18 protein-coding genes and 1 pseudogene are annotated in these 21369 nt (G+C 72.2%); 9 read left to right on the top strand and 10 right to left on the bottom strand.

Annotated features, from left to right (window positions below; genetic code table 11):
* Positions 1 to 79: 79 nt before the first annotated feature.
* Positions 80 to 928: a (2Fe-2S)-binding protein gene (locus ABT254_RS11920; RefSeq protein ID WP_351467266.1), complete on the bottom strand. Its 849-nt coding sequence runs from the start codon at positions 926 to 928 to the stop codon at positions 80 to 82.
* 168 nt (positions 929 to 1096) lie between these two features.
* On the opposite strand from ABT254_RS11920, the gene ABT254_RS11915 reads away from it, so the two are divergent.
* Positions 1097 to 1915 (top strand): GntR family transcriptional regulator, encoded by an 819-nt coding sequence (locus tag ABT254_RS11915; protein ID WP_351467263.1) that lies wholly within the window; start codon positions 1097 to 1099, stop codon positions 1913 to 1915.
* 61 nt (positions 1916 to 1976) lie between these two features.
* On the opposite strand, the gene ABT254_RS11910 is transcribed toward ABT254_RS11915, so the two are convergent.
* From ABT254_RS11910 to ABT254_RS11900, 3 genes are all read right to left on the bottom strand, one after another.
* Positions 1977 to 2480: a DUF2231 domain-containing protein gene (locus ABT254_RS11910; protein WP_351467260.1), complete on the bottom strand. Its 504-nt coding sequence runs from the start codon at positions 2478 to 2480 to the stop codon at positions 1977 to 1979.
* Positions 2481 to 2567: 87 nt separating this feature from the next.
* The gene (locus ABT254_RS11905; RefSeq protein WP_351467257.1) at positions 2568 to 3350 is read right to left on the bottom strand and encodes a hypothetical protein; all 783 of its coding nucleotides are present in this window, start codon (positions 3348 to 3350) and stop codon (positions 2568 to 2570) included.
* 333 nt (positions 3351 to 3683) lie between these two features.
* Positions 3684 to 5384 (bottom strand): PucR family transcriptional regulator, encoded by a 1701-nt coding sequence (locus ABT254_RS11900; protein WP_351467254.1) that lies wholly within the window; start codon positions 5382 to 5384, stop codon positions 3684 to 3686.
* Positions 5385 to 5728: 344 nt separating this feature from the next.
* Between ABT254_RS11900 and ABT254_RS11895 the strand changes: the two genes are divergently transcribed.
* The 5 genes from ABT254_RS11895 to ABT254_RS11875 all read left to right on the top strand — a co-directional run bounded on the left by ABT254_RS11895 (position 5729) and on the right by ABT254_RS11875 (position 12497).
* Positions 5729 to 6619, top strand: coding sequence for an FAD binding domain-containing protein (locus tag ABT254_RS11895; protein WP_344397828.1), 891 nt, complete (start codon positions 5729 to 5731; stop codon positions 6617 to 6619).
* Positions 6619 to 7203 carry a (2Fe-2S)-binding protein gene (locus tag ABT254_RS11890; protein ID WP_351467251.1) on the top strand — a complete coding sequence of 195 codons (585 nt, stop codon included), beginning with the start codon at positions 6619 to 6621 and terminating at the stop codon, positions 7201 to 7203. The genes ABT254_RS11895 and ABT254_RS11890 overlap by 1 nt, the downstream gene beginning before the upstream one ends.
* Positions 7204 to 7205: 2 nt before the next feature.
* Positions 7206 to 9602, top strand: coding sequence for a xanthine dehydrogenase family protein molybdopterin-binding subunit (locus ABT254_RS11885; protein WP_351467249.1), 2397 nt, complete (start codon positions 7206 to 7208; stop codon positions 9600 to 9602).
* A 238-nt stretch (positions 9603 to 9840) separates the two neighbouring features.
* Complete coding sequence (locus tag ABT254_RS11880; protein ID WP_351467246.1) at positions 9841 to 11298, top strand: NCS2 family permease; 1458 nt, start codon at positions 9841 to 9843, stop codon at positions 11296 to 11298.
* Between the two features lie 47 nt (positions 11299 to 11345).
* Entirely contained in the window at positions 11346 to 12497 is a 1152-nt protein-coding gene (locus ABT254_RS11875; protein WP_351467243.1) for an XdhC family protein, read from the top strand.
* 48 nt (positions 12498 to 12545) lie between these two features.
* Here ABT254_RS11875 and ABT254_RS11870 read toward each other — a convergent pair whose 3' ends face one another.
* Both ABT254_RS11870 and ABT254_RS11865 read right to left on the bottom strand, forming a co-directional pair.
* Positions 12546 to 13154: a class I SAM-dependent methyltransferase gene (locus ABT254_RS11870; protein WP_351467240.1), complete on the bottom strand. Its 609-nt coding sequence runs from the start codon at positions 13152 to 13154 to the stop codon at positions 12546 to 12548.
* A complete protein-coding gene (locus ABT254_RS11865) occupies positions 13154 to 13594 on the bottom strand; it encodes an SRPBCC family protein (RefSeq protein WP_351467237.1) in 441 nt (146 codons plus the stop codon). The genes ABT254_RS11870 and ABT254_RS11865 overlap by 1 nt, the downstream gene beginning before the upstream one ends.
* Positions 13595 to 13797: 203 nt before the next feature.
* Here ABT254_RS11865 and ABT254_RS11860 point away from each other — a divergent pair, with 203 nt between their 5' ends.
* Both ABT254_RS11860 and ABT254_RS11855 read left to right on the top strand, forming a co-directional pair.
* A complete protein-coding gene (locus tag ABT254_RS11860; RefSeq protein ID WP_351467234.1) occupies positions 13798 to 14808 on the top strand; it encodes a DUF2278 family protein in 1011 nt (336 codons plus the stop codon).
* 108 nt (positions 14809 to 14916) lie between these two features.
* Positions 14917 to 16130: pseudogene (locus tag ABT254_RS11855) on the top strand (cytochrome P450).
* Between the two features lies 1 nt (position 16131).
* On the opposite strand, the gene ABT254_RS11850 reads toward ABT254_RS11855, so the two are convergent.
* A complete protein-coding gene (locus tag ABT254_RS11850) occupies positions 16132 to 16578 on the bottom strand; it encodes an Lrp/AsnC family transcriptional regulator (RefSeq protein ID WP_351467231.1) in 447 nt (148 codons plus the stop codon).
* A 91-nt stretch (positions 16579 to 16669) separates the two neighbouring features.
* Positions 16670 to 17332, bottom strand: a complete 663-nt coding sequence (locus ABT254_RS11845; RefSeq protein WP_351467228.1) for a thiol:disulfide interchange protein DsbA/DsbL — start codon at positions 17330 to 17332, stop codon at positions 16670 to 16672.
* 116 nt (positions 17333 to 17448) lie between these two features.
* Between ABT254_RS11845 and ABT254_RS11840 the strand changes: the two genes are divergently transcribed.
* Entirely contained in the window at positions 17449 to 19545 is a 2097-nt protein-coding gene (locus ABT254_RS11840) for an alpha-galactosidase (protein ID WP_351467225.1), read from the top strand.
* Here ABT254_RS11840 and ABT254_RS11835 read toward each other — a convergent pair.
* Both ABT254_RS11835 and ABT254_RS11830 read right to left on the bottom strand, forming a co-directional pair.
* Entirely contained in the window at positions 19538 to 20410 is an 873-nt protein-coding gene (locus ABT254_RS11835) for an HTD2 family dehydratase (protein ID WP_351467222.1), read from the bottom strand. The two genes, ABT254_RS11840 and ABT254_RS11835, sit on opposite strands and share 8 nt — an antisense overlap.
* A 13-nt stretch (positions 20411 to 20423) precedes the next feature.
* Positions 20424 to 21356, bottom strand: a complete 933-nt coding sequence (locus ABT254_RS11830; protein WP_351467219.1) for a LysR family transcriptional regulator — start codon at positions 21354 to 21356, stop codon at positions 20424 to 20426.
* Positions 21357 to 21369: the final 13 nt, after the last annotated feature.

Here is a 21369-nt window from a genome sequence, read left to right as displayed (position 1 = left end):
GAATTGACTGTAACCGGGCGGGCGCCTTGTTCGCGCCGATCTTACGGGACGGCCGGCGGCCGGTGCGCCTGAGGGTGCCTCAACTGGCGGCGGCGGCCGACAGCTTGCCCAACCGGTCGGCGTCACAGGTGCGCGGGCAGGTGGCGCAGGTGTCCTCGGGGCGCACGGTGTAGAACATGCAGCAGCTGATCCGGTCCCGGGTGGGCAGCGGCTCCCCGTCCGGGCCGGCGAGTTCCCGGAAGGCAGCGGATCCCGCGTACGGCTTGGTGGCCCCCGGCAGCAGCGCCTCCAGCTCGCGCACGGCCCGCTGCTCCTCGCCGAGCAGCTGGGCGACGTACCAGAGCCCCTCCACGACCTCGTCGGTGGCCATGCCCCACAGGGCCCGCCCGCGCCGCCGCATCCGGGGCCCGAACGCGGCGAGCACGGGTTCGAGATGGTCGGCCACCGAGGTCCGCACCTCTTCCCGCAGCGCCTCCTCGTCGGCGACGACGCGTGCGCCGGGCAGTGCGGCGGCCGGATCGCCGGGCAGACAGGCGAAGCCGGCGGGGCGCACGGCCATGCGGCCGATCGAGAGCTCCGGGTCGCTCCGGTCGAACGAGACGTGGTCCACGGGCAGACGGGGCACCCGGCGCAGCAGGAACCACGGCACGGTGATCAGCAGACAGGCCGGCCACGCGTACCGATGCAGCCCGAAGCCGGCGACGACGTCCGGCCGGGCGCGCACTCCGTAGTCGCGCAGCACCTGTGCGTCGTCCCGTGCCAGAAATGTGTCGAGACCGACTCCGCCCTCCGCGAGCGAGGCGGCACGGATCCATCCGCCGCCTGTCGGGACCTGCTCCCCGGCGGCCGTCTCCATGACGGCCGGCCCGGGGAAGACCCTGTTCAGGCGGGCGTAGGCGTCACTGAGGGCCGAGCGGGGCGCAGGCATGCGGGGACCACCGATTCGTGACGGAAACATGACGCCTAACAAGGTAAGCCTATCCTTACCTAAACTGAATGGGATTTGAACTGATGACAACTGCGCCTAAGGTGCTTGACGGACGAGTAACAACCCGCCGTAATGACCCCAAGTACCGACACGTCCGGAGGAGGACCCGTGCAGCAGAGCGCCCATGGCTCCGCGGACACGGGGGTTCCGGTGGCCCGGACCGGAGGGGTGCCCCGGGTTCCGCCGCAGCCCAGGGCCGAGGACGTGGACCGGGAGCGGGCCGTCGCCGAGGGGGCCACGCGGGGCGAGCACACGCACAGTGAAGCGCCGATTCCCCGGCCCCGCCTGGTCCAGCGGGCCTCCGTGCGCGGGCAGATCCTCGACGCGCTGCGCACCGCGCTGGTCGCGGGCGAGCTGACGCCGGGCGAGGTGTACTCGGCGCCCGCGCTGGGGGAGCGGTTCGGGGTCTCCGCGACGCCGGTGCGTGAGGCCATGCAGCAGCTCGCCCTGGAGGGCGCGGTCGAGGTCGTCCCCAACCGTGGCTTCCGGGTGGTCGAGCGGGGCGCCCGTGAACTGGCCGAGCTGGCCGAGGTCCGTGCACTGATCGAGATCCCCGTGATGCTCCGCCTGGCCCGCACGGTGCCCGCCGAGCGCTGGAGCGCACTGCGCCCCCTCGCCGAGGCGACCCTGCGCGCCGCGTCCTCCGGCTGCCGCGCGACCTACGCCGAGTCCGACCGCACCTTCCACCGCGCCCTGTTCGCCCTCTCCGGCAACGAACAACTCGTCCAGATCGCCGACGACCTCCACCGCCGGGCCCAGTGGCCCCTGGTCGGCAGCCCGTCCTCCCGGAGCCACGCCGCACTCCTGGCGGACGCGACCGAACACACCACCCTGCTGGACGCGCTGATCGCACGGGATCTCGACGTGGTGCGGGCACTGGTGGGGGAACACTTCGCGGGGGCGTCCCGAGCGGTGCGGGACGCATGATCCGTGGAGGGGGCCCCGCCGACCGGAACCCCCGCACGGCCCGTCAGGGCGCCGACCGGGGTCAGCCGTTGCCCTCGGCCGAGCCGGTCGCCGTCTTCGAGTAGCCGTCCTGCCAGGCGGCCTTCGCGCCGGAGTCGCCGATGCGGTAGACGTCGACGACGGCGCCCGCCGCCACCGCGACGGACAGGACGGCGGCCGCGATCCGGATGACGGAGCCGGAACGGGCGCCGTCCTGCTGCGACCGTGGCCGGCGGGTCGTCCACCACACCGCCGCCGCCAGGACGAACAGGCCCAGGGCCCAGGGGAGCAGCCCGTCGCCGAGTTCCGCGTGCCGCCGTACGAGGGCGTTGCTGCCCACGTGCTTCTCCAGCCACTCGCCGGCCCCCGTGGTCAGCGGCACGCTCGCCAGGGTGACCAGGGCCAGCACCGGCAATACGAGGCCCATGCGGCGGGCGGCGGGCGGCCACACGGCGCACACGACCAGGGCCAGGGCGGTCAGCGGTACCAGGACCACGACGAAATGGACCAGCAGGACATGTGCGGGCAAGCCGTTGACGAGGCTCATCGGGCGCTCCTCCAGGGGGTCGGGCGCGCCACCCTGGCACAGCAACCTCTCAGGTTCCTCTGAGTGGCCCCTCGGCTGCGGCGGCTCTCACGCGGTGGCCGCCCCCGCCGCGGGCGGCGCCAACTGCCGCGCCAGCCACGTCGGGACACCCCCGAGCAACTGGAACAGCCGCCGGGCCTCCTCCCGCAGCCGCGACGCCTCAGGCTCCACCTCCGCGTCGGCAAGGGACACCAGCGCCGGCGCCGTACCCACGAGATACCCCAGCTCCTCACGGATCCGCAGAGACTCGGCAAAACCGTGCCGCGCCTCCGCCAACTCCCCCTCCCGCAGCGCGAGTCCCGCCAGATGCCGCCAGGTGAAGGACAGCAGCAGGAGATCGCCGTGCGCGGTCGCCCCCGCATGGGCGCGGCGGAACGCGGCCCGCGCCGCCTGGGGCGCGTCGGCGAGGTTCTGCGCCACCAGCCCCCGCCGGAAGTCCAGCAACGCCCGCCCGGCCGCCCCCGGCGGAATCAGCGCCGCCGTCCGCCCGAGCGCGGCACGCGCCTCGTCGGCCCGGTCCCGCACCCCCAGCAGCGTCGCGGCATACGCCAAGTACCCGCGTTCACAAGCGGCCGCGCCGCGCTCCTCGTCGGTGTGGGCCAGCGCCTCGGCCGTACGCAGAGCGTCCTCGGCCTCCTCCCAGCCCTGCTCGGTGTACAGACACCGTTCGACCAGCAACGCGGCCCGTTGCAGCGCGGCGTCCGCGGTGCCGGGCTCCAGCAGGGCCGCCGCGTCGGCCCAGCAGGCGCGTGAGCGCAGCCGCCATACCGCGGTCTGGAGGGGATCGTCACCGGCGGTCGTTCCGTTACCAGACATGGCGGTATGCGCCACGTTGCCCTCCCCGAGCACGCCATCGAGCTATGAGTGGTGGCGGCATCTCAGCACGAATTCCGTGGCTCGGCCAAGGGGGTGTGTGAAAGATTTCACTTGCGCTAGACTCGCGCGATCGGTCCGCGAGCCCTTTGAAGGCGCGAACCGGCCTTGCCGGCGACACGGTTGTGGTCGGCGTCGGATGCGACATCCAAGCCGCGGCCGGCGGCGCTGAGGAGCGCGACGAGGTGTGAACCTCGGGCGGCAGCCCGGCCGTTCACGGCCGAGAAGGTGGCAAAGTCGTGGGACGCCACATGGGGCGCGAACGAGGATGGCGCCGCCTGTCCCAGCACCTCAGCTCATGCGCAACGCCAGGAAGAAATCCAGCTTGTCCTCGAGGCGCGAGAGATCACGGCTCGTCAACTGCTCGATCCGCCCGACCCGGTAGCGCAGCGTGTTGACGTGCAGGTGCAGCCGGGTCGCGCAGCGCGTCCAGGAGCCGTCGCAGTCGAGGAACGCCTCCAGGGTGGGGATCAGCTCGGCGCGGTGGCGGCGGTCGTAGTCCCGCAGCGGATCCAGCAGCCGCGCGGTGAAGGCCCGCCGCACGTCGTCCGGGACGAACGGCAGCAGCAGCACGTGCGAGGCCAGCTCCTGGTGCCCCGCCGCGCACACCCGCCCGGGTCGCGCCGCCGCCACCCGCCGCGCGTGCCGCGCCTCCTCCAGCGCCCCGCGCAGCCCCTCCGCCGAGTGCACGGCCGCGCTGACGCCCAGCGTGACCTGCCCGTCGCCGTCCAGGCCGGCCGACAGCGGGTCCCGTACGGACTCCAGCAGCGCGTCCGCGAGGATGCCGGACTCCGAGCCGTCGTGCTCGGTGGAGACGGCCGGCAGCGGTACGAGCGCGATCGCCTCGTCGCCCGTGTGGGCCACGGCGATGCGGTCGGAGGGCTCGGGGCCCGTGGCGAGCGGGTCGACGAGGATCTCCTCCAGGAGCGACTGGGCGACCGGCCCCGCCTCGATCTCCCCGCCCTCCCACTCGACCCGGGCCACGACCACCTGCCAGTGCGGGGCTGCCCCGAGGCCGGGCAGCAGCACCGGCGCGGCCACCCGCAGCCGGGCGGCGATCTCGGCGGGCGCGGCTCCCGTCTGCACCAGCTCCAGGACCTCCTGCGCCAGCCGCCTGCGCACCGTGCGCGCCGCGTCCCGGCGGTCCCGCTCGACCGAGATCAGCTGGGTGACGCCCTGGAGCAGGTCAAGCCGCTCGGCGGGCCAGTCCCCGGCGTCCGCCTCGACGGCCAGCAGCCAGTCCGACAGGACCGTCTCACGCACGTCCCGGGAGGCCTGCGCGGAGCGTCCTGCCCCGGCCGCCGCCGGGCGGTGCCCCGAGCTGCGGATCGGGAAGAGGCTGTAGGTGGCCGTGCCGAGCGTCACCCGGTGGGGTCCGCGCCGGCCCGTGCGGGCGGCGGCGAGGTGCTCGGCGGCCAGCTCGGCGCAGGTCTCGGCGGGCAGCCCGGGGCCCGCGACCTTAGGGCCCGCGATCAGCCGTCCGGTGGGGGACAGCACCCAGGCCCGCAGGTCCAGGTCGGAGCCGAGCAGGTCGAGGACCACGTCCGGGCCGCCGCCCGCCGGACCGGAGGTCATCATCCGCCGGTGCCGGTCGACCACGGCCGCGAGGTCCCCGGCGCGCTCCCCGGACACCTGCCGTACGACGTGCTCGGTGATCGTCGCGAAGGCCACCGACTCGTGCACCGCGAACAGCGGCAGGCGGTGCCGGGCGCAGGCCACCACCAGGTCGTCCGGGATGTCCCCGAGCTCCGCCTCGCCGGCGGCCAGCGCCACCACCCCGGCCTGCGCCAGGATCCGTACGAACGCCTCGGAGTCGTCGGCGTCGCGGCGCCAGGCGAGCCCCGTGAGGACCAGTTCCCCGCCCGAGAGATAGCGGCTGGGGTCCCGGAGGTCGGTGGTCATCACACCGCGTACGGTGCGGTCCAGCTCGTCCTCGCCGCCGAGCAGCCTGAGGCCCAGCGCGTCGGTGTCCAGCAGTGCGCGCAGCCGCATTCTCGTCGCCGCCGTTCTTTGTCTAGAAATCTACGATGAGTCGTGAGGATGGTCGGTGGGAGGAGCCCGGCGACCGGTGCGCACGGCGCATCCTTTGATTGCCAGGCTGTTTCCTGCGTTTCTACAGGAAAACGAAGAGGTTACTGATGGCCTCCGTTCATACGAATCTACAAGATGCCCGGCCTGGCCAGCCAACTCCTTCATGGTTTCCGTGACTGACCTGGGTGGAGCACGGCGCTGTGTACTGGCTCCACTCCGCGTAAACAGCACATGAACAAGCCGGGCCAGCCGCACCGGATCTGGCTTGATACGTACGACCCACGAGACGAAGAAGAGAGCCGGTCATGGACTTCCTTCGCCCCGCCAGCTGGGAGGAGGCGCTCGCCGCCAAGGCTGAGCACCCCACCGCTGTGCCCATTGCGGGCGGCACCGATGTGATGGTCGAGATCAACTTCGACCACCGCCGGCCCGAGTACCTGCTCGACCTGAACCGCATCGGCGACCTCTACGAGTGGGAGGTCGGCCAGGACACCGTGCGGCTCGGGGCCTCCGTCCCGTACTCGAAGATCATGGAGAGCCTCCGCGCCGAGCTGCCGGGTCTCGCCCTCGCCTCGCACACCGTCGCCTCCCCGCAGATCCGCAACCGCGGCGGCGTCGGCGGCAACCTCGGCACCGCCTCCCCGGCCGGCGACGCCCACCCCGCGCTGCTCGCGGCGGGCGCCGAGGTCGAGGTCGAGTCGGTGCGCGGCACCCGGCTGATCCCGATCGACGAGTTCTACACCGGCGTGAAGCGCAACGCGCTCGCCGCCGACGAGCTCATCAAGAGCGTGCACATCAAGAAGGCCGACGGCCCGCAGCAGTACTCGAAGGTCGGCACGCGCAACGCGATGGTGATCGCCGTGTGTGCCTTCGGCCTCGCCCTGCACCCTTCGTCGCGCACCGTCCGTACGGGCATCGGTTCCGCGGCGCCCACACCCGTCCGTGCGAAGGCCGCGGAGGAGTTCCTGAACGCGGCGCTCGAAGAGGGCGGCTTCTGGGACAACGGAAAGATCATCACCCCGTCGGTCGCCAAGCAGTTCGCGGAGCTGTGCTCCGGCGCCTGCAACCCGATCGACGACGTCCGGGGCACGGCGAGCTACCGCCGGCACGCGGTGGGCGTCATGGCGCGCCGCACGCTGACCTGGACCTGGGAGTCGTACCGCGGCGCCCGCCGCACCACCGAGGGAGCTGCGTGATGCGTGTCAACTTCACCGTCAACGGACGTCCGCAGGAAGCCGACGACGTCTGGGAGGGCGAGTCCCTGCTGTACGTGCTGAGGGAGCGCCTCGGTCTGCCGGGTTCGAAGAACGCCTGCGAGCAGGGCGAGTGCGGGTCCTGCACGGTCCGCCTGGACGGCGTGCCCGTGTGTGCCTGCCTGGTCGCCGCCGGTCAGGTCGAGGGCCGTGAGGTCGTCACCGTCGAGGGGCTGGCGGACTTCGCCAAGCAGCGTGCGGAGCACGGCGGTTGTGCGACCGGTGCCTGCGGTACCTCGCTGCAGGACGCCCAGCAGTGGGCGGCCAAGGGCCAGGACTCGCAGACCGGCGAGGGCACCGAACTCTCCCCGATCCAGCAGGCGTTCATCGACGCCGGTGCCGTCCAGTGCGGCTTCTGCACCCCGGGTCTGCTGGTCGCCGCCGACGAGATGCTCGAGCGCAACCCGAACCCGACCGACGCGGACATCCGCGAGGCCCTGTCGGGCAACCTGTGCCGCTGCACGGGCTACGAGAAGATCATGGACGCGGTCCGTCTGGCGGCCGCCCGGCAGGGAGAGGCGGTCTGACGATGCCCACCAACGGTGCTCCCATCGGCACTCCCACCAAGGTCACCCAGGGTTCGAAGACCAAGGGCGGCATCGGTGAGTCCACGCTCCGCCCGGACGGCACCCTCAAGGTCACCGGCGAGTTCGCGTACTCGTCCGACATGTGGCACGAGGACATGCTCTGGGGCCAGATCCTGCGCTCCACCGTCGCGCACGCGGAGATCGTCTCGATCGACACCAGCGAGGCGCTGAAGACCCCGGGCGTCTACGCCGTCATGACGTACGACGACCTGCCGACCGAGGTGAAGAACTACGGCCTGGAGATCCAGGACACCCCGGTCCTCGCGCACGGCAAGGTACGCCACCACGGCGAGCCGGTCGCCATCGTCGCCGCCGACCACCCGGAGACCGCCCGCCGCGCAGCCGCCAAGATCAAGGTCGACTACCGCGAGCTCCCGGTCATCACCGACGAGGCCTCCGCGACCGCGCCGGACGCGATCCTCATCCACGAGAACCGCGACGACCACCACATCGGCCACGTCCCGCACCCGAACATCGTCCACCGCCAGCCGATCGTGCGCGGCAACGCCGAAGAGGCGGCCAAGAAGGCCGACTTCATCGTCCGGGGCGAGTACACCTTCGGCATGCAGGACCAGGCCTTCCTCGGCCCCGAGTCCGGTCTCGCGGTCCCCTCGGAGGACGGCGGCGTCGACCTCTACATCGCCACCCAGTGGCTCCACTCCGACCTGCGCCAGATCGCACCGGTCCTGGGTCTGCCCGAGGACAAGGTCCGGATGACGCTCGCCGGCGTCGGCGGCGCGTTCGGCGGCCGCGAGGACCTGTCGATGCAGATCCACGCCTGCCTGCTCGCCCTGCGCACCGGCAAGCCGGTCAAGATCGTCTACAACCGCTTCGAGTCCTTCTTCGGGCACGTCCACCGCCACCCCGCGAAGCTCTACTACGAGCACGGGGCGACCAAGGACGGCAAGCTCACCCACATGAAGTGCCGGATCGTCCTGGACGGCGGCGCCTACGCCTCCGCCTCGCCGGCCGTCGTCGGCAACGCCTCCTCGCTCTCCGTCGGCCCGTACGTCATCGACGACGTCGACATCGAGGCCATCGCCCTCTACACCAACAACCCGCCCTGCGGCGCCATGCGCGGCTTCGGCGCGGTCCAGGCGTGCTTCGCCTACGAGGCGCAGATGGACAAGCTGGCCGACAAGGTGGGCATGGACCGGGTCGAGTTCCGCCAGCTCAACGCGATGGAGCAGGGCACGATCATGCCGACCGGACAGCCGGTCGACTCCCCGGCCCCGGTCGCCGAACTCCTGCGCCGCGTCAAGGCGATGCCGATGCCGCCGGAGCGCCAGTGGGAGTCCAGCGAGGGCCCCGACGTCCGGCAGCTGCCCGGCGGTCTGTCCAACACCACCCACGGCGAGGGCGTCGTACGCGGTGTCGGCTACGCGGTCGGCATCAAGAACGTCGGCTTCTCCGAGGGCTTCGACGACTACTCCACCGCCAAGGTCCGCATGGAGGTCGTCGGCGGAGAGCCGGTCGCCACCGTGCACACGGCGATGGCGGAGGTCGGCCAGGGCGGTGTCACCGTCCACGCGCAGATCGCCCGCACCGAGCTGGGCGTCTCGCAGGTCACGATCCAGCCGGCGGACACGCAGGTGGGCAGCGCCGGTTCGACGTCCGCGTCGCGGCAGACGTACGTCACCGGTGGCGCCGTCAAGAACTCCTGCGAGCTCGTCCGGGAGAAGGTCCTGGAGATCGGGCGCCGCAAGTTCGGCACGTACCACCCGGCCTGGGCCACCGCCGAACTCCTCCTGGAGGGCGGCAAGGTCGTCACCGACGGCGGCGAGGTCCTCGCCGACCTGGCGGACGTCCTCGAAGGCGAGACCGTCGAGGTCGAGGCCGAGTGGCGGCACCGTCCCACCGAGGCCTTCGACCTGCGCACCGGCCAGGGCAACGGCCATGTCCAGTACTCCTTCGCCGCGCACCGCGCCGTCGTCGAGGTCGACACCGAACTCGGCCTGGTCAAGGTCATCGAGCTGGCCTGCGCCCAGGACGTCGGCAAGGCGCTCAACCCGCTGTCCGTCCTCGGCCAGATCCAGGGCGGCACCCTCCAGGGCATGGGCATCGCGGTGATGGAGGAGATCATCGTCGACCCCAAGACCGCGAAGGTCAGGAACCCTTCCTTCACGGACTACCTGCTGCCGACCATCCTCGACACCCCGATCATCCCGGTCGACGTGCTCGAACTCGCCGACGACCACGCCCCGTACGGGCTGCGGGGCATCGGCGAGGCACCCACCCTGTCCTCGACCCCGGCCGTCCTCGCGGCGATCCGGAACGCGACCGGGCTGGAGCTCAACCGCACGCCGGTACGTCCGGAGCACCTCACCGGAACGGCGTAGGCACCGTCTCTCCGGGCGGCGCCGGGAACGTCACACTTCGCCGCGCCGCCCGGAGTACTCAAGCACCGCACCGCTCGCGGCACTTGAAGCAGCACCGCACCACAGCACCACCGTCAGTACCAGAGAGTTCGTTCGTCTCGGGCCGTCCCCCGGGTCGTGCGGCCGAAGCACCTTCCCAAATCCCGCGAACCCACAGAACAACCGCGGGTGCCCCTGTGAACCTTGGGAGTAGGCCCACATGACCCAGCAGTCACTGGAGCCGTCGACCACCGCCGACGATGCGGGTGAAGGAACCCGTATCCCGGCCGGCAGGTCCTGGCTCGACCGGTACTTTCACATATCCAAGCGAGGATCCACGGTCGCGCGCGAGGTGCGCGGCGGCATCACCACCTTCATGGCGATGGCGTACATCCTCCTGCTCAACCCCCTGATCCTGTCCGGCAAGGACGCGGCGGGGGACACGCTCGGCCAGAAGGCCCTCATCACCGCGACCGCGTTCGCGGCGGCCTTCACCACGCTGCTGATGGGCTTCTTCGGCAAGGTGCCGCTCGCCCTCGCCGCCGGCCTCTCCGTCTCCGGTGTGCTCTCCTCGCAGGTCGCGCCCCAGATGACCTGGCCGCAGGCCATGGGCATGTGCGTGATGTACGGCGTCGTCATCATGCTGCTGGTCGTCACCGGCCTGCGCGAGATGATCATGAACGCGATTCCGCTCGCGCTCAAGCACGCGATCACCATGGGCATCGGCCTGTTCGTCGCCCTGATCGGCCTGGTCAAGGCGGGCTTCGTGCACCAGGGCAAGGCGACCCCGGTGTCGCTGGGCCCGACGGGTGAACTCGCGGGCTGGCCCGTCCTGTTGTTCGCCGCCACGCTCCTCGTCATCTTCATGCTCCAGGCGCGGGCCGTCCCCGGCGCGATCCTGATCGGCATCGTCGGCGGCACGGTGGTCGCCGTACTGCTCAACGCACTTGGTGTCATCGACCCCAAGCAGTGGGCGAGCGGTGCTCCCGAACTGCACGGCAGCGCGGTGTCCATGCCGGACTTCTCGATCTTCGGGAAGGTCGAGTTCGGCGGCTGGGGCAGCGTCGGCGCGATGACGGTCGGCATGATCGTGTTCACGCTGGTGCTCGCCGGCTTCTTCGACGCCATGGCCACCATCATCGGCGTCGGTACCGAGGCCAAGCTGGCCGACGAGCAGGGCCGGATGCCGGGCCTGTCCAAGGCGCTGTTCATCGACGGCGCGGGCGGCGCGATCGGCGGCGTCGCGGGCGCCTCCGGCCAGACGGTCTTCGTCGAGTCCGCGACCGGCGTCGGCGAAGGCGCCCGTACGGGCCTGTCCTCCGTCGTCACCGGCCTGTTCTTCGCGGCCTGTCTGTTCTTCACACCGCTGACGGCGATCGTCCCCGGCGAGGTGGCGGCCGCCGCCCTGGTGGTCATCGGCGCCATGATGATGATGAACGCCCGCCATGTGGACTGGGCCGACCGCGCCACCGCGATCCCGGTCTTCCTGACCGTGGTGATCATGCCGTTCACGTACTCCATCACGGCGGGTGTCGCGGCCGGAGTCATCTCCTACGTCGCCATCAAGCTGGCCCAGGGCAAGGCGCGGGAGATCGGCGCCTTCATGTGGGGCCTGACGGTCATCTTCCTGGTCTACTTCGCCCTCAACCCGATCGAGAGCTGGATGGGCGTCCACTAGACGCCCTTGAATGGCCCTCCACACCAACCCCGTTAGGAGACCGAGAGATGCTGGACATCGCCGAGGAGCTCAACCGGTGGGTCGAGCAGGGACGTGACTTCGCCGTGGCCACCGTGGTGGCCGTCGGCGGCAGCGCACCCCGCCAGCCGGGCGCCGCCCTCGCGGTGGACGCCGACGGCACGGCTATCGGCTCGGTCTCCGGCGGCTGTGTGGAGGGCGCCGTCTACGACCTGTGCGCGCAGGCGCTGGAGGACGGCGAAACCGTCCTGGAGCGCTTCGGGTACAGCGACGAGGACGCCTTCGCAGTCGGCCTGACCTGCGGCGGCATCATCGACATCCTCGTCACGCCGGTACGGGCCGGTGATCCCGCCCGTCCGGTGGTCGCGACCGCGCTGGCCGCCGCCGCCCGTGGGGAGGCGGCGGCGGTGGCGCGGATCGTGTCGGGACCGGCCGAACTGCGGGGCCGGGCGCTCGTGGTGCGCCCCGACGGCTCGTACGAGGGCGGCTTCGGCGCCCACCCGGAGCTGGACCGCACGGTGGTCGGGGAGGCGGCGGCCTTCCTGGACGCCGGGCGGACCGGCACCCTGGAGATCGGTGAGCAGGGCTCACGCTGCGGGGCCCCGCTCACGGTCCTGGTGGAGTCCTCGGTCCCGCCGCCCCGGATGATCGTGTTCGGTGCGATCGACTTCGCGTCCGCGCTGGTGCGGATCGGCAAGTTCCTGAACTACCACGTGACGGTGTGCGACGCGCGCCCCGTGTTTGCGACGAGGACCCGCTTCCCGGAGGCGGACGAGATCGTCGTCGAGTGGCCCCACAAGTACCTCGAGCAGACGTCCGTGGACGCCCGGACCGTGCTGTGCGTCCTCACCCACGACGCCAAGTTCGACATACCGCTGCTGCGGCTGGCCCTGCGCCTCCCGGTGGCCTACGTCGGCGCGATGGGCTCCCGCCGCACCCACCTGGACCGCAACGAACGCCTTCGCGAGGTCGGCGTCACGGAACTGGAGCTGGCCCGTCTGCGCTCCCCGATCGGCCTGGACCTCGGTGCCCGCACCCCGGAGGAGACGGCCCTGTCGATCGCCTCCGAGATCGTCGCCAACCGGCGGGGCGGAAGCGGGGTTTCCCTCACCGGGGCGCATAAGCCGATCCATCACGATGCCACGTCGGGGGCGGTGGGGCGGATCGGGTCGGTGGCCTGAGAGCCGCTGCCCGGGCCAGCCGGCCGGTGCGCGGTCTTCGTGGGACGGTCAGCCGGCAGGGCGAAGGCCGTGGCGCCCGCTCAGGTGTCCTGTGCCCGCAGCACGAAGACGCGCAGCCCGTCCGGCTCCAGGGTCGTACCAGTGCCCCCGGCTCCAGCCGCCCAGAAGCCCGGCGACATCGGCCGCGGTCAGCCCGATGCGCCGACGCTCCTCGGGCAGGCGCTGAGCCAGCGAGGTGGTGACCACCCATGCCCCGCCGGGCGCCGGCAGTCCGCGCACGCGCTCGGCGGCCGCCTCCTTGTCCGCCATGAACGCGAAGACGAGCCGCATCGTCGCCAGATCGAAGGCCGCCCGCGGCAGGCGTGCCGTCGCATCCTCGAAGTCCAGCCGGGCGACCTCCAGTCGAGGCTCCAGGTCCGCGTAGCGGTCCCGGGTCGCGGCCACCGCCGCGTCCGCCCAGTCCACCGCCGGCGTCCGGTAACCCATGCCGGCCAGTGCGGCGGCGTAAGTGCCCAGGCCGCACCCGACGTCCAGTGCCCGCGCCCCGTGGCGCGGTCGTAGCGTCTCGCCGAGCACACGTATCTCGCGAGCGTCGACGCGGTGGAAGCCGAAGCCCGCCGCGAAATGGTCCTCCCAGCGGCCCCGGTCGGCGGACATCACGCCATCCTCAGCAGCCGGTTCGCCGCCTGCCCGAACACATACCGGGCCGCCCGCAGGAGGAGCGGGTCGAAGAAGCCCGGCAGCCACCGGACCCCGAGCTCCTCCCGCCAGATCACCCGGCTGCGGCCCCCGGGCCCCGGCCGCACCTCGATCTCCGCCCACCCCGTCACGACCCGCCCCCGCTTCTCCAGCCGGCACCGACCGGGCGCGTCGGCCGTCGGCGGCTGCCACACCGTGACCTCCATCCGGTCGTCGAAGGCGAGCGGGCCGAGTCCTGAGCGGGCCACGACGACCGTGCCCTCGTGCGTCGGTGGGGGAGTGGTCACCGTGACGCGGGTCAGGGGGACCACCTGGCCGTGCCGGGGCCATTCGGTCAGGCGGCGCCACGCCTCGTCGAGGGGGAGCGGTGCCGTGCGTTGGACGAGGAAGTTGACCACGTGACGAATCGTAGGGAATCCGGGCTGCTCAGAGGCGTGTTCATCCGCTCGTCACGCACTTGGCCCAGCGGCGTAATCGCCAGAAGGCGTAGAGAGGACGGTGGCAGTGGAATGCCGCAAGGGCGGGGTCACATAAGTCCCATCCCTCTACCATTCCTCCCATGGGCGGGCAATCCGCCTGCCCCCGGGGGAAGTTGGACGTCATGCCACTCAAGGCCTACGGCGTGCTGATCGCACGCGCGGTGGACACCCGGCGCGAGGGCGCCACCAACACACCGCACTACCAGATCCACCTCCAGGACGACGCCGGCACGGACTACCGGGCCGCCGTCAACGTCCTCTCCCAGGAACGGCCCTCGGAGCTGCTCTACCTGGTCGACGAGGACCTCCGGCACCCCGTCACCGCCCGTCTGGACGGTCTGCCGGGCGGCTGGAGCACCCTGCCGTCCGGCCCCGGCGGCCCGAACCTCGACTTCGTGCGCGGCAACCTCTTCGACCCGGCGAGGATGCGCACCCTGCCCCCGGACGCCTCCGGCCCCGACAACGACCTGGCCGACCTCCTGGACCACTACGTACGCCGCGCGGTCGACGACCCACAGGCCCGCCTGTATGTCTTCGGCGAGCGCTTCGGTCCCGAACCGGCCGTCAAGGACAAGGTGTTCGGCTTCCTGCCCGGCAATGGCGTCCACGACATCCACATGAACCAGGGCAACAGCCGGAAGTTCCAGGGCGACGACGGCGTCTGGCAGGACGGCGGGCTGCTGCTGCACTTCCCGGCGCAGGAACGCTGGGTCGGCATCTTCCTGGCCTTCCAGAGCCAGTCCTGGCACACGGACGACGTCACCGGGCACGCCCTGGACGATGTCGACGGCGACCGCCCGCAGCCGGGCACCCAGCCCGTCCGGATCGTCGCGGCGCTGGTCAACCCGACCGGCCCGGCACCCGAGCACGAGACGGTGACGCTGCTCAACGCCTCGCCCGCCCCGGTCGATCTCACCGGCTGGCACCTCGTCGACCGCATCGGCCAGAGCTCCGCCGTGCCGGCCGGCCCGCTCGCCGCCGGCGCCTGTCTGCTCGTCCCGCTCACCGGGGGCGCCCAACTCGGCAACCACGGAGGGGAGATCACCCTGAAGAACGCCGACGGCCTCAAGGTGCACGGGGTGTCGTACACCGCGGAGCAGGCGGCCCGCGAAGGCTGGTCGGTGGTGTTCTGACCGGCACCGGAAAGACACCTGCCGAGCGCGGAAGCCCCCTTCCGGACTCGCACACCCGTACGGCACGATGAGCCCGACCCGCACCACCGCCGGCCGGGAGGGTGTCCCGTGGACCGTGAACCGCACGGCATGCTCGACGAGTTGCAGCGGGACCCCTACCCGCACTACGAGCGGGCCAGGACCGCCGAGGGCCTGACCTACGTCGCCGAGCTCGACGCCTGGCTGGTCGCCCGGGACGCCGACGTACGGGAGGTCCTGCGCCGGCCCGAGGACTTCTCCTCGGCCAATGCCCTCGTCCCCGACGTGCTGCCCGGCCCGCCGCACTCGCCGTCCTCGGCGGCGGGTTCGGCGGCCGGCCCGTCGTCGTCACCGCCGACGGCGCCGAGCACCAGCGGTTACGGGCGCCGATCGTCCGCGGGCTCTCACCGGCGCGCGTCGCGGCCGTGGTGCCGTACGCCACCGAGCGGGCCGCCGCCCTGGTGGACGGGTTCGTGAAGGACGGGCACGTCGAGCTGATGTCGGCGTACGCCGGGAAGCTCCCCGGAGAGGTCATCGGCCGCATCGTCGGCCTCGACCCCGCCGACGTGCCCGCCGTCGTACATGGCGGCCATCGCGCCGAGGAACTGCTGTTCCGCCCCCTGGAGGAGGACGAGCAGATCGCCGCGGCCGAGGACGTGGTCGCGATGCAGCACATCCTCGACCGGTACGCCCGACAGCGGCACGCCGAGCCCCGCGAGGACCTGTGCACGGAGCTGGTCACCTCGGTCGTCGGCGAGGGCGAGCTCACCCTGGAGCACCGGCACGAACTCGTCGCCCATCTCCAGAACCTGCTGATCGCCGGGCATCTGACGACGACCGCGCTCATCGGCACGACCGTCCTGCACCTGCTCCGGCACCCCCGCCAGTGGGAGCTGCTGTGCGCCGAGCCGGAGCGGATTCCGGCGGCCGTCGAGGAGGCCGCCCGCTATGACACCGCCTTGCAGGGCTTCCGCCGTGTCACCACCGGCCCGGCCACCCTCGCCGATACCGAACTCCCGCCGGGCGCAACGCTGTTCGTGGCCTTCGGTGCCGCCAACCGGGACTCCGCACGGCACCCCCGCCCCGACGAGTTCGACATCACCCGCCCGCCGGAACGCCATCTCGCCTTCGGCTTCGGCGCGCACGGCTGCCCCGGCTCCCAGCTGGCCCGCGAGCAACTCCGCCTCACCCTGGAGGAGCTGACCCGCAGGCTGCCGGGCCTGCGACTGGCGGACGACCGTCCGGTGAGCATGCGGCCGACGATGATCCACCGGTCACCGGAGAGCCTGCACCTGGCTTGGTGACTCAGGGCGGCGGCACCGGATCCAGCACCTGGTTGGTCAGATGCTGGTAGATGATCATGGTGCGGAAGCCGAGGATCTCACGGCGTTCGGTGAACCGGTCGAGCAGGAACGAGTGCAGATGCTCGATGTCCTGGGCCGTCACATGCATCAGGAAGTCGTCGCTGCCCGCCATCGTGTACACGGACAGCACCTCGGGCAGCCGGGACACCGACCGCTCGAACTCCACCACGACCTGCCGGCTCAGCGGCCGGACCGTCGCCGCCACCATCGCCTGCACACCCCGGTTCGGCGCCGGCAGCGCGACCTCGGCGTGATAGCCACGGATCACACCGCGCTGCCGCAGCAGCCGGATCCGCTCCAGACGAGTGGACGGCGCGATGCCTGCCTGGCCCCACCGGCTGGACGGCGTTCGCGGGCGGCGCGCGGGCGGCGCCGGCCGAGGAGACAACGACCCTCGGCCAGGGCCGCGACGCGGTCGTGGTCACCTCGGGCGGCGTCCTCGCCGCCCACTTCACCGGCGACGGCCGCCGACTGCTCACCTACCGCTGAGCTCGCGCCTGCCGCGCCGTGGCTGAGTGACGTGCCGCGGTGCGATACAGGTGGTCCAGCACCGAGATGGTCTTGGCCGCGCTGCCCAGCAGCATGGGCGTGGTGCGGTAGCGGCCGGCCACGACCACGGTGGGCATCTCGTTCACCTGGTAGCGCTCACGGAGCGCGGGTGCGGCCTTGACCGCGTCGTCGACCTCCGTGGACGTGTAGGCGTGCTTGACCGCCGCCACGTCGAGGCCCTGCCCGGCCGCCCATCTCAGGACGGTCCGCTCGGTGGTCAGGTCCTTGCCCTCGTCCCGTACGGCCTGGAAGACCGGGATCGCCTCCTTCTCCGCGAGGCCGAGCCGGTCCAGGGTGTAGTAGAGGCGGGCGTAGGCGACCATGTCGGGCTGGTCCTCCCAGGTGGCCGGGATCCGCACCACCTTCACCGGGGGACTCTGCCGTGCGGCCCAGTCCTCCAGCGGCTTCTCGAGCTCGTAGGAGTGCGGGCAGTCGTACCAGAACAGCTCCGCCACCTCCCGCGCGGGCACACCGCTGACCGGGTGCTTGAGGCGGAAGTACTCCGCCCCTTCCTTCGGTTCGCCGGAGGCGGCGCCGAGCAGGCAGGTCAGGACGGTCGACAGCGCGAACAAGCGCATGATCTTCTGCTTCATGGCGGCCACCTTGGCGCTCTGCGTCTCGGCGCACCCCGCTGACACACGCAATGTCCCTCGTTCGGACCGCCCCAGTGCCCGGAACCGTCCTGGAAGAGCCTTGGAAGGGGAGAGCGTTGACCGCTGACCTCGCAGCAGTGGAGACATCCCGCCTCTGGTCGCACCCGGAACTCGGCCTGCACGCCTTCCTGGACGAAGCCGGCTCGGTCAGACTGGGCACGCCCGACCAGGACTGGGCCGCTCTCGTCCCCCTCGTCGAGGTCACCGCGACCGGCCACGGACGCCTGTGGTCGGGCGAACGCTTCGTCGAGACGGCCATCGGCGAGCGCCTGGCCTACCGCGGCCACGAGACGGCACAGGACGAAAGCCGCGAGCGTACGACGATCAGGCTGGCCGACCCGGTGACCGAACTGGCCGCCGACGTCGTCCTGGAGACGGCTCGGGGCGCCGGTTTCCTGCGCGCCCGGGTACGTCTGGTCAACGAGGGCGGCGCACCGCTCCGGCTGGAGAGCGTGACCACCCTGACCCTCGGCGGTATCACCGCCGCCGGCGGCCGCCCGGACGGCCTGACCCTGCACTGGGCCGACAACGACTGGCTCGCCGAATGCCGCTGGCGGCAGGCCGCCTTCCGCGAGCAGGTCGTCCCGCTCAGCCGGTCCGCCCACGGACACGAGGGGCGCGGCTGCTTCGCGCGCTCCTCGCAGGGCAGTTGGTCCACCGGCCGCCATCTCCCCGTCGGCGCACTCACGGACGAAGACGGTGGCGCCTGGTTGTGGCAGATCGAGTCCAGCGCCGGCTGGCGCTTCGAGACCGGTGAACGCGAAGGCGCGGCCTACGTCGCCCTCTTCGGCCCCGACGACGCCCACCACCAGTGGCACCACACCCTCGCGCCCGGCGAGGAGTTCCACACCGTGCCCGCCGCCCTCGTCCGGGTCGGGACCGGCGGTCTGGACGCCGCGTTCGGCCAACTCACCGACTGCCGCCGCGCTCTGCGCCGCGACCACCCCGACCACCGCGCACTCCCGGTGATCTACAACGACTACATGAACACCCTCATGGGCGACCCCACCACCGAGAAGCTCATGCCGCTCATCGAGGCGGCGGGCGCGGCCGGCGCCGAGGTCTTCGTCGTCGACGCGGGGTGGTACGACGACGACGCCCAGGGCTGGTGGGACGCCGTCGGCGCGTGGGAGCCCGCTCGGGGGCGCTTTCCCGGCGGTATCAAGGAGGTCCTGGACGCCGTCCGGGCCCATGGCATGACACCGGGGCTGTGGCTGGAACCCGAAGTCGTCGGCGTGCGCAGCCCGTTGGCCCGCACCCTCCCGCCCGAGGCGTTCTTCCGGCGCGGCGGCATCCGCGTCACCGAACACGGCCGGCACCACCTGGACCTGCGGCACCCCGCGGCCCGTGCCCATCTCGACGCGGTCGTGGACCGGCTGGCCGGCGAGTGGGGCGTCGGCTACCTCAAGCTGGACTACAACATCAACATCGGCCCCGGCACGGAGAACGGCGTCGAGAGCCCGGGCGCCGGGCTGCTCGGGCACCACCGCGCCCACCTCGACTGGATGGCCGCCGTCCTCGACCGGCACCCCGGCCTGGTCCTGGAGAACTGCGGCTCGGGCGGGCTGCGCATGGACTACGCACAACTGGCCGTGGCCCAGTTGCAGTCCACCAGCGACCAGCAGGACCTGCTGCGCTACCCGCCCATCGCCGCCGCGGCCGCCACCGCCGTCACCCCGGAACAGGCCGCCGTGTGGGCCTACCCGCAGCCCCACCACACCCTCGACGAGATCGCCTTCACCCTCGCCGGGGCACTGCTCGGCCGTATCCACCTCTCCGGCTTCCTCGACCGCATGAACGACGGCCAGTTCGCCCTCGTACGCTCGGCGCTCGACGTCCACAAGGAGATCCGGCCGGAGATCGCCGAGGCGCACCCCTTCTGGCCGCTCGGCCTGCCGGGCTGGGACGACACCTGGATCGCCCAGGGACTGCGCGGCGGGGAGTCCACGTTCGTCACGGTGTGGCGCAGGGGAGGCCCCTCCGACGCGACGAGCCGCGAGCTCACCGTCCCCCATCTGCGCGGCGCACAGCTCCAGCCGTCCGTGCTCCACCCCACCGCCTTCGACGGCGCCGCGCACTGGAACGCGGCGGAAGGAAAGCTCACCGTCTCCCTGCCCCGCCCCGGCACGGCCGTCCTGCTCCGCCTCAGCTGAAGGTCACCTCGGCGCTCGCGTGCCGGGACTCGCGGGCGGTGGCGAGGTGCAGCCGGGCCTGCCCGCCGGAGGGCATGCCCTCGGCGAGGAGGTGTTCGCCCACGAACGCCGGACGGTGCAGCCGGTAGGACAGTGACCGCACCTGCCGCTGCGGGGCGTTCCTGCGGACCAGCTCCAGCATCAGCAGCGCCAGCAACGGCCCGTGGACGACCAGGCCCGGATGGCCCTCGACGTCACGGCAGTACGGGGTGTCGTAGTGAATGCGGTGGGCGTTGGCGGTGAGCGCGCTGAAGCGGAAGAGCAGGGCCTCGTCCGGCTGCAGCCGCAGGCGCCACGGACCCTCTGCCTCCGGTACGGCCGGGTCGGCGGGCGGGGCCGGGTGCCGGGGAGCGGGGCCCGCACCCGACCTGTAGACGATGTCCTGCTCCTCGACCAGACAGGTACGGCCGTGTTGGCGGAACTCCTGGCGTTCGGTGACGAACAGCAGCTCTCCGCTGCGGCCCTGTTTCGGGGTGACCGCGACCAGACTGCTGACCCGCTCGGCCGGTTCGCCCAGGCGCAGGGGCTCGCTGATCGTGCAGCGTCCGCCGGCGAACATCCGCCGACGGCCCGGGACGGGCGGCAGGAAGCGGGCGTCACGCAGATGCCCGTCCGGGCCCAGGGACCGCTGGGGCGGCCAGTGCAGGAAGTACAGCCACTGCCACAGCGGAGGCAGCGGATCACCGGCCTCCACGGCGGCAGCGGGCAGGTCCAGCACCGCCGACAGAGCTGCCGCCGGCCCGGCCGGCAGGGGGTCCCCGTCCGTGACCGGCTCGGGGTGCCACGACTCGACGTAGGAGGCGAGGGGGACGGGGGAGGAGGACATGGGCCTGATTTCCTCAGGTCGGCGGGGCTGTTGGCAAGTGTCCCGGCGCCGGTCGCAGCTGAGCGGCCGCGGCCCGCAGTTCCCTCACACAGGCGCGCACGACGGCGGATCCGGCCAGTTCGGAGGTGGTGACGTAGCCGACCTGACGGGTCGGACGCCGGGGACCGAGATCGGCGATCCTGACCGTGTCCGCTGCTCCGACCAGCGAGAGCGCGGGCATGATCGCCATTCCGTGCCCTCCGCCCACCAGGGAGAGGACCGCTCCGTCGTCCTCGGCCTCGACGGTCGCCTTCGGGATCCACTCCTGTGCCGCCCACCAGTCGCGGGTGTACGAGCCGCAGTTCTCGGCCCAGTCGACCAGCGGCAGTGAGCGCGGGGCGGTGTGTCCTGCCGCATGCACCAGGGCGTACGGCTCCTCGAACAGCCCGCTCGCGACCAGACCGGGCGGCAGCGGCAGGGAACCGCCGAGCGTGGCGATGCCGAGGTCGGCCTTCCCGTCGGCGACTTCGCCCGCGGCGCCGCGCCCGACCTCGCGCACGATCCGCACGCGCGGCTCGATCCCGGGATGCCGGGCGCGCAGCCGCTCGAGGACGGGCGGCAGCAGATGGAGGGCCGCGCTGCGGAAGGCCACGATCCGCAGCGGCCCCTCCGCGGCGTCGGACCGGGCCGCACCGCGCGCCTCGGCGGTCAGGACGTCCAGCAGCCGCAGGACGCGGCGGGCGTGCGTCACGGCCTGCTCTCCTGCGGGGGTGGTGCGGGCGCCGGTGCGGCCGCGGTCGAAGAGCACGGCACCGATCCTGCGCTCGCTGCCGCGCACCGAGTGGGAGACCGCGGACTGCGTCAGACCGAGTGCCCGGGCCGCGGCCGAGAAGCCGCCGGTGTCCGCGACCGCCACCAGGATCCGCAGTTCGTGCGGGGCGAGATCGGAGTCGGTCGTGCGGGCCACGGGGCGCTCACCT

The organism is Streptomyces sp. NPDC001137, from assembly GCF_040298885.1.
In the GTDB taxonomy this organism is placed as follows: domain Bacteria; phylum Actinomycetota; class Actinomycetes; order Streptomycetales; family Streptomycetaceae; genus Streptomyces.
Note: the sequence above shows the minus strand (reverse complement) of the source record. Positions and strands in the feature narration are given on the sequence as shown.

Bases quoted from the DNA above. Each gene is read 5' to 3' on its own strand.
- ABT254_RS11875 (WP_351467243.1), top strand. From the start codon at position 11,346: ATGCTGGACATCGCCGAGGAGCTCAACCGGTGGGTCGAGCAGGGACGT.
- ABT254_RS11920 (WP_351467266.1), bottom strand. From the start codon at position 928: ATGCCTGCGCCCCGCTCGGCCCTCAGTGACGCCTACGCCCGCCTGAAC.
- ABT254_RS11895 (WP_344397828.1), top strand. From the start codon at position 5,729: ATGGACTTCCTTCGCCCCGCCAGCTGGGAGGAGGCGCTCGCCGCCAAG.
- ABT254_RS11890 (WP_351467251.1), top strand. From the start codon at position 6,619: ATGCGTGTCAACTTCACCGTCAACGGACGTCCGCAGGAAGCCGACGAC.
- ABT254_RS11910 (WP_351467260.1), bottom strand. From the start codon at position 2,480: ATGAGCCTCGTCAACGGCTTGCCCGCACATGTCCTGCTGGTCCATTTC.
- ABT254_RS11860 (WP_351467234.1), top strand. From the start codon at position 13,798: ATGCCACTCAAGGCCTACGGCGTGCTGATCGCACGCGCGGTGGACACC.
- ABT254_RS11900 (WP_351467254.1), bottom strand. From the start codon at position 5,384: ATGCGGCTGCGCGCACTGCTGGACACCGACGCGCTGGGCCTCAGGCTG.
- ABT254_RS11845 (WP_351467228.1), bottom strand. From the start codon at position 17,332: ATGAAGCAGAAGATCATGCGCTTGTTCGCGCTGTCGACCGTCCTGACC.
- ABT254_RS11870 (WP_351467240.1), bottom strand. From the start codon at position 13,154: ATGTCCGCCGACCGGGGCCGCTGGGAGGACCATTTCGCGGCGGGCTTC.
- ABT254_RS11835 (WP_351467222.1), bottom strand. From the start codon at position 20,410: ATGTCCTCCTCCCCCGTCCCCCTCGCCTCCTACGTCGAGTCGTGGCAC.
- ABT254_RS11880 (WP_351467246.1), top strand. From the start codon at position 9,841: ATGACCCAGCAGTCACTGGAGCCGTCGACCACCGCCGACGATGCGGGT.
- ABT254_RS11885 (WP_351467249.1), top strand. From the start codon at position 7,206: ATGCCCACCAACGGTGCTCCCATCGGCACTCCCACCAAGGTCACCCAG.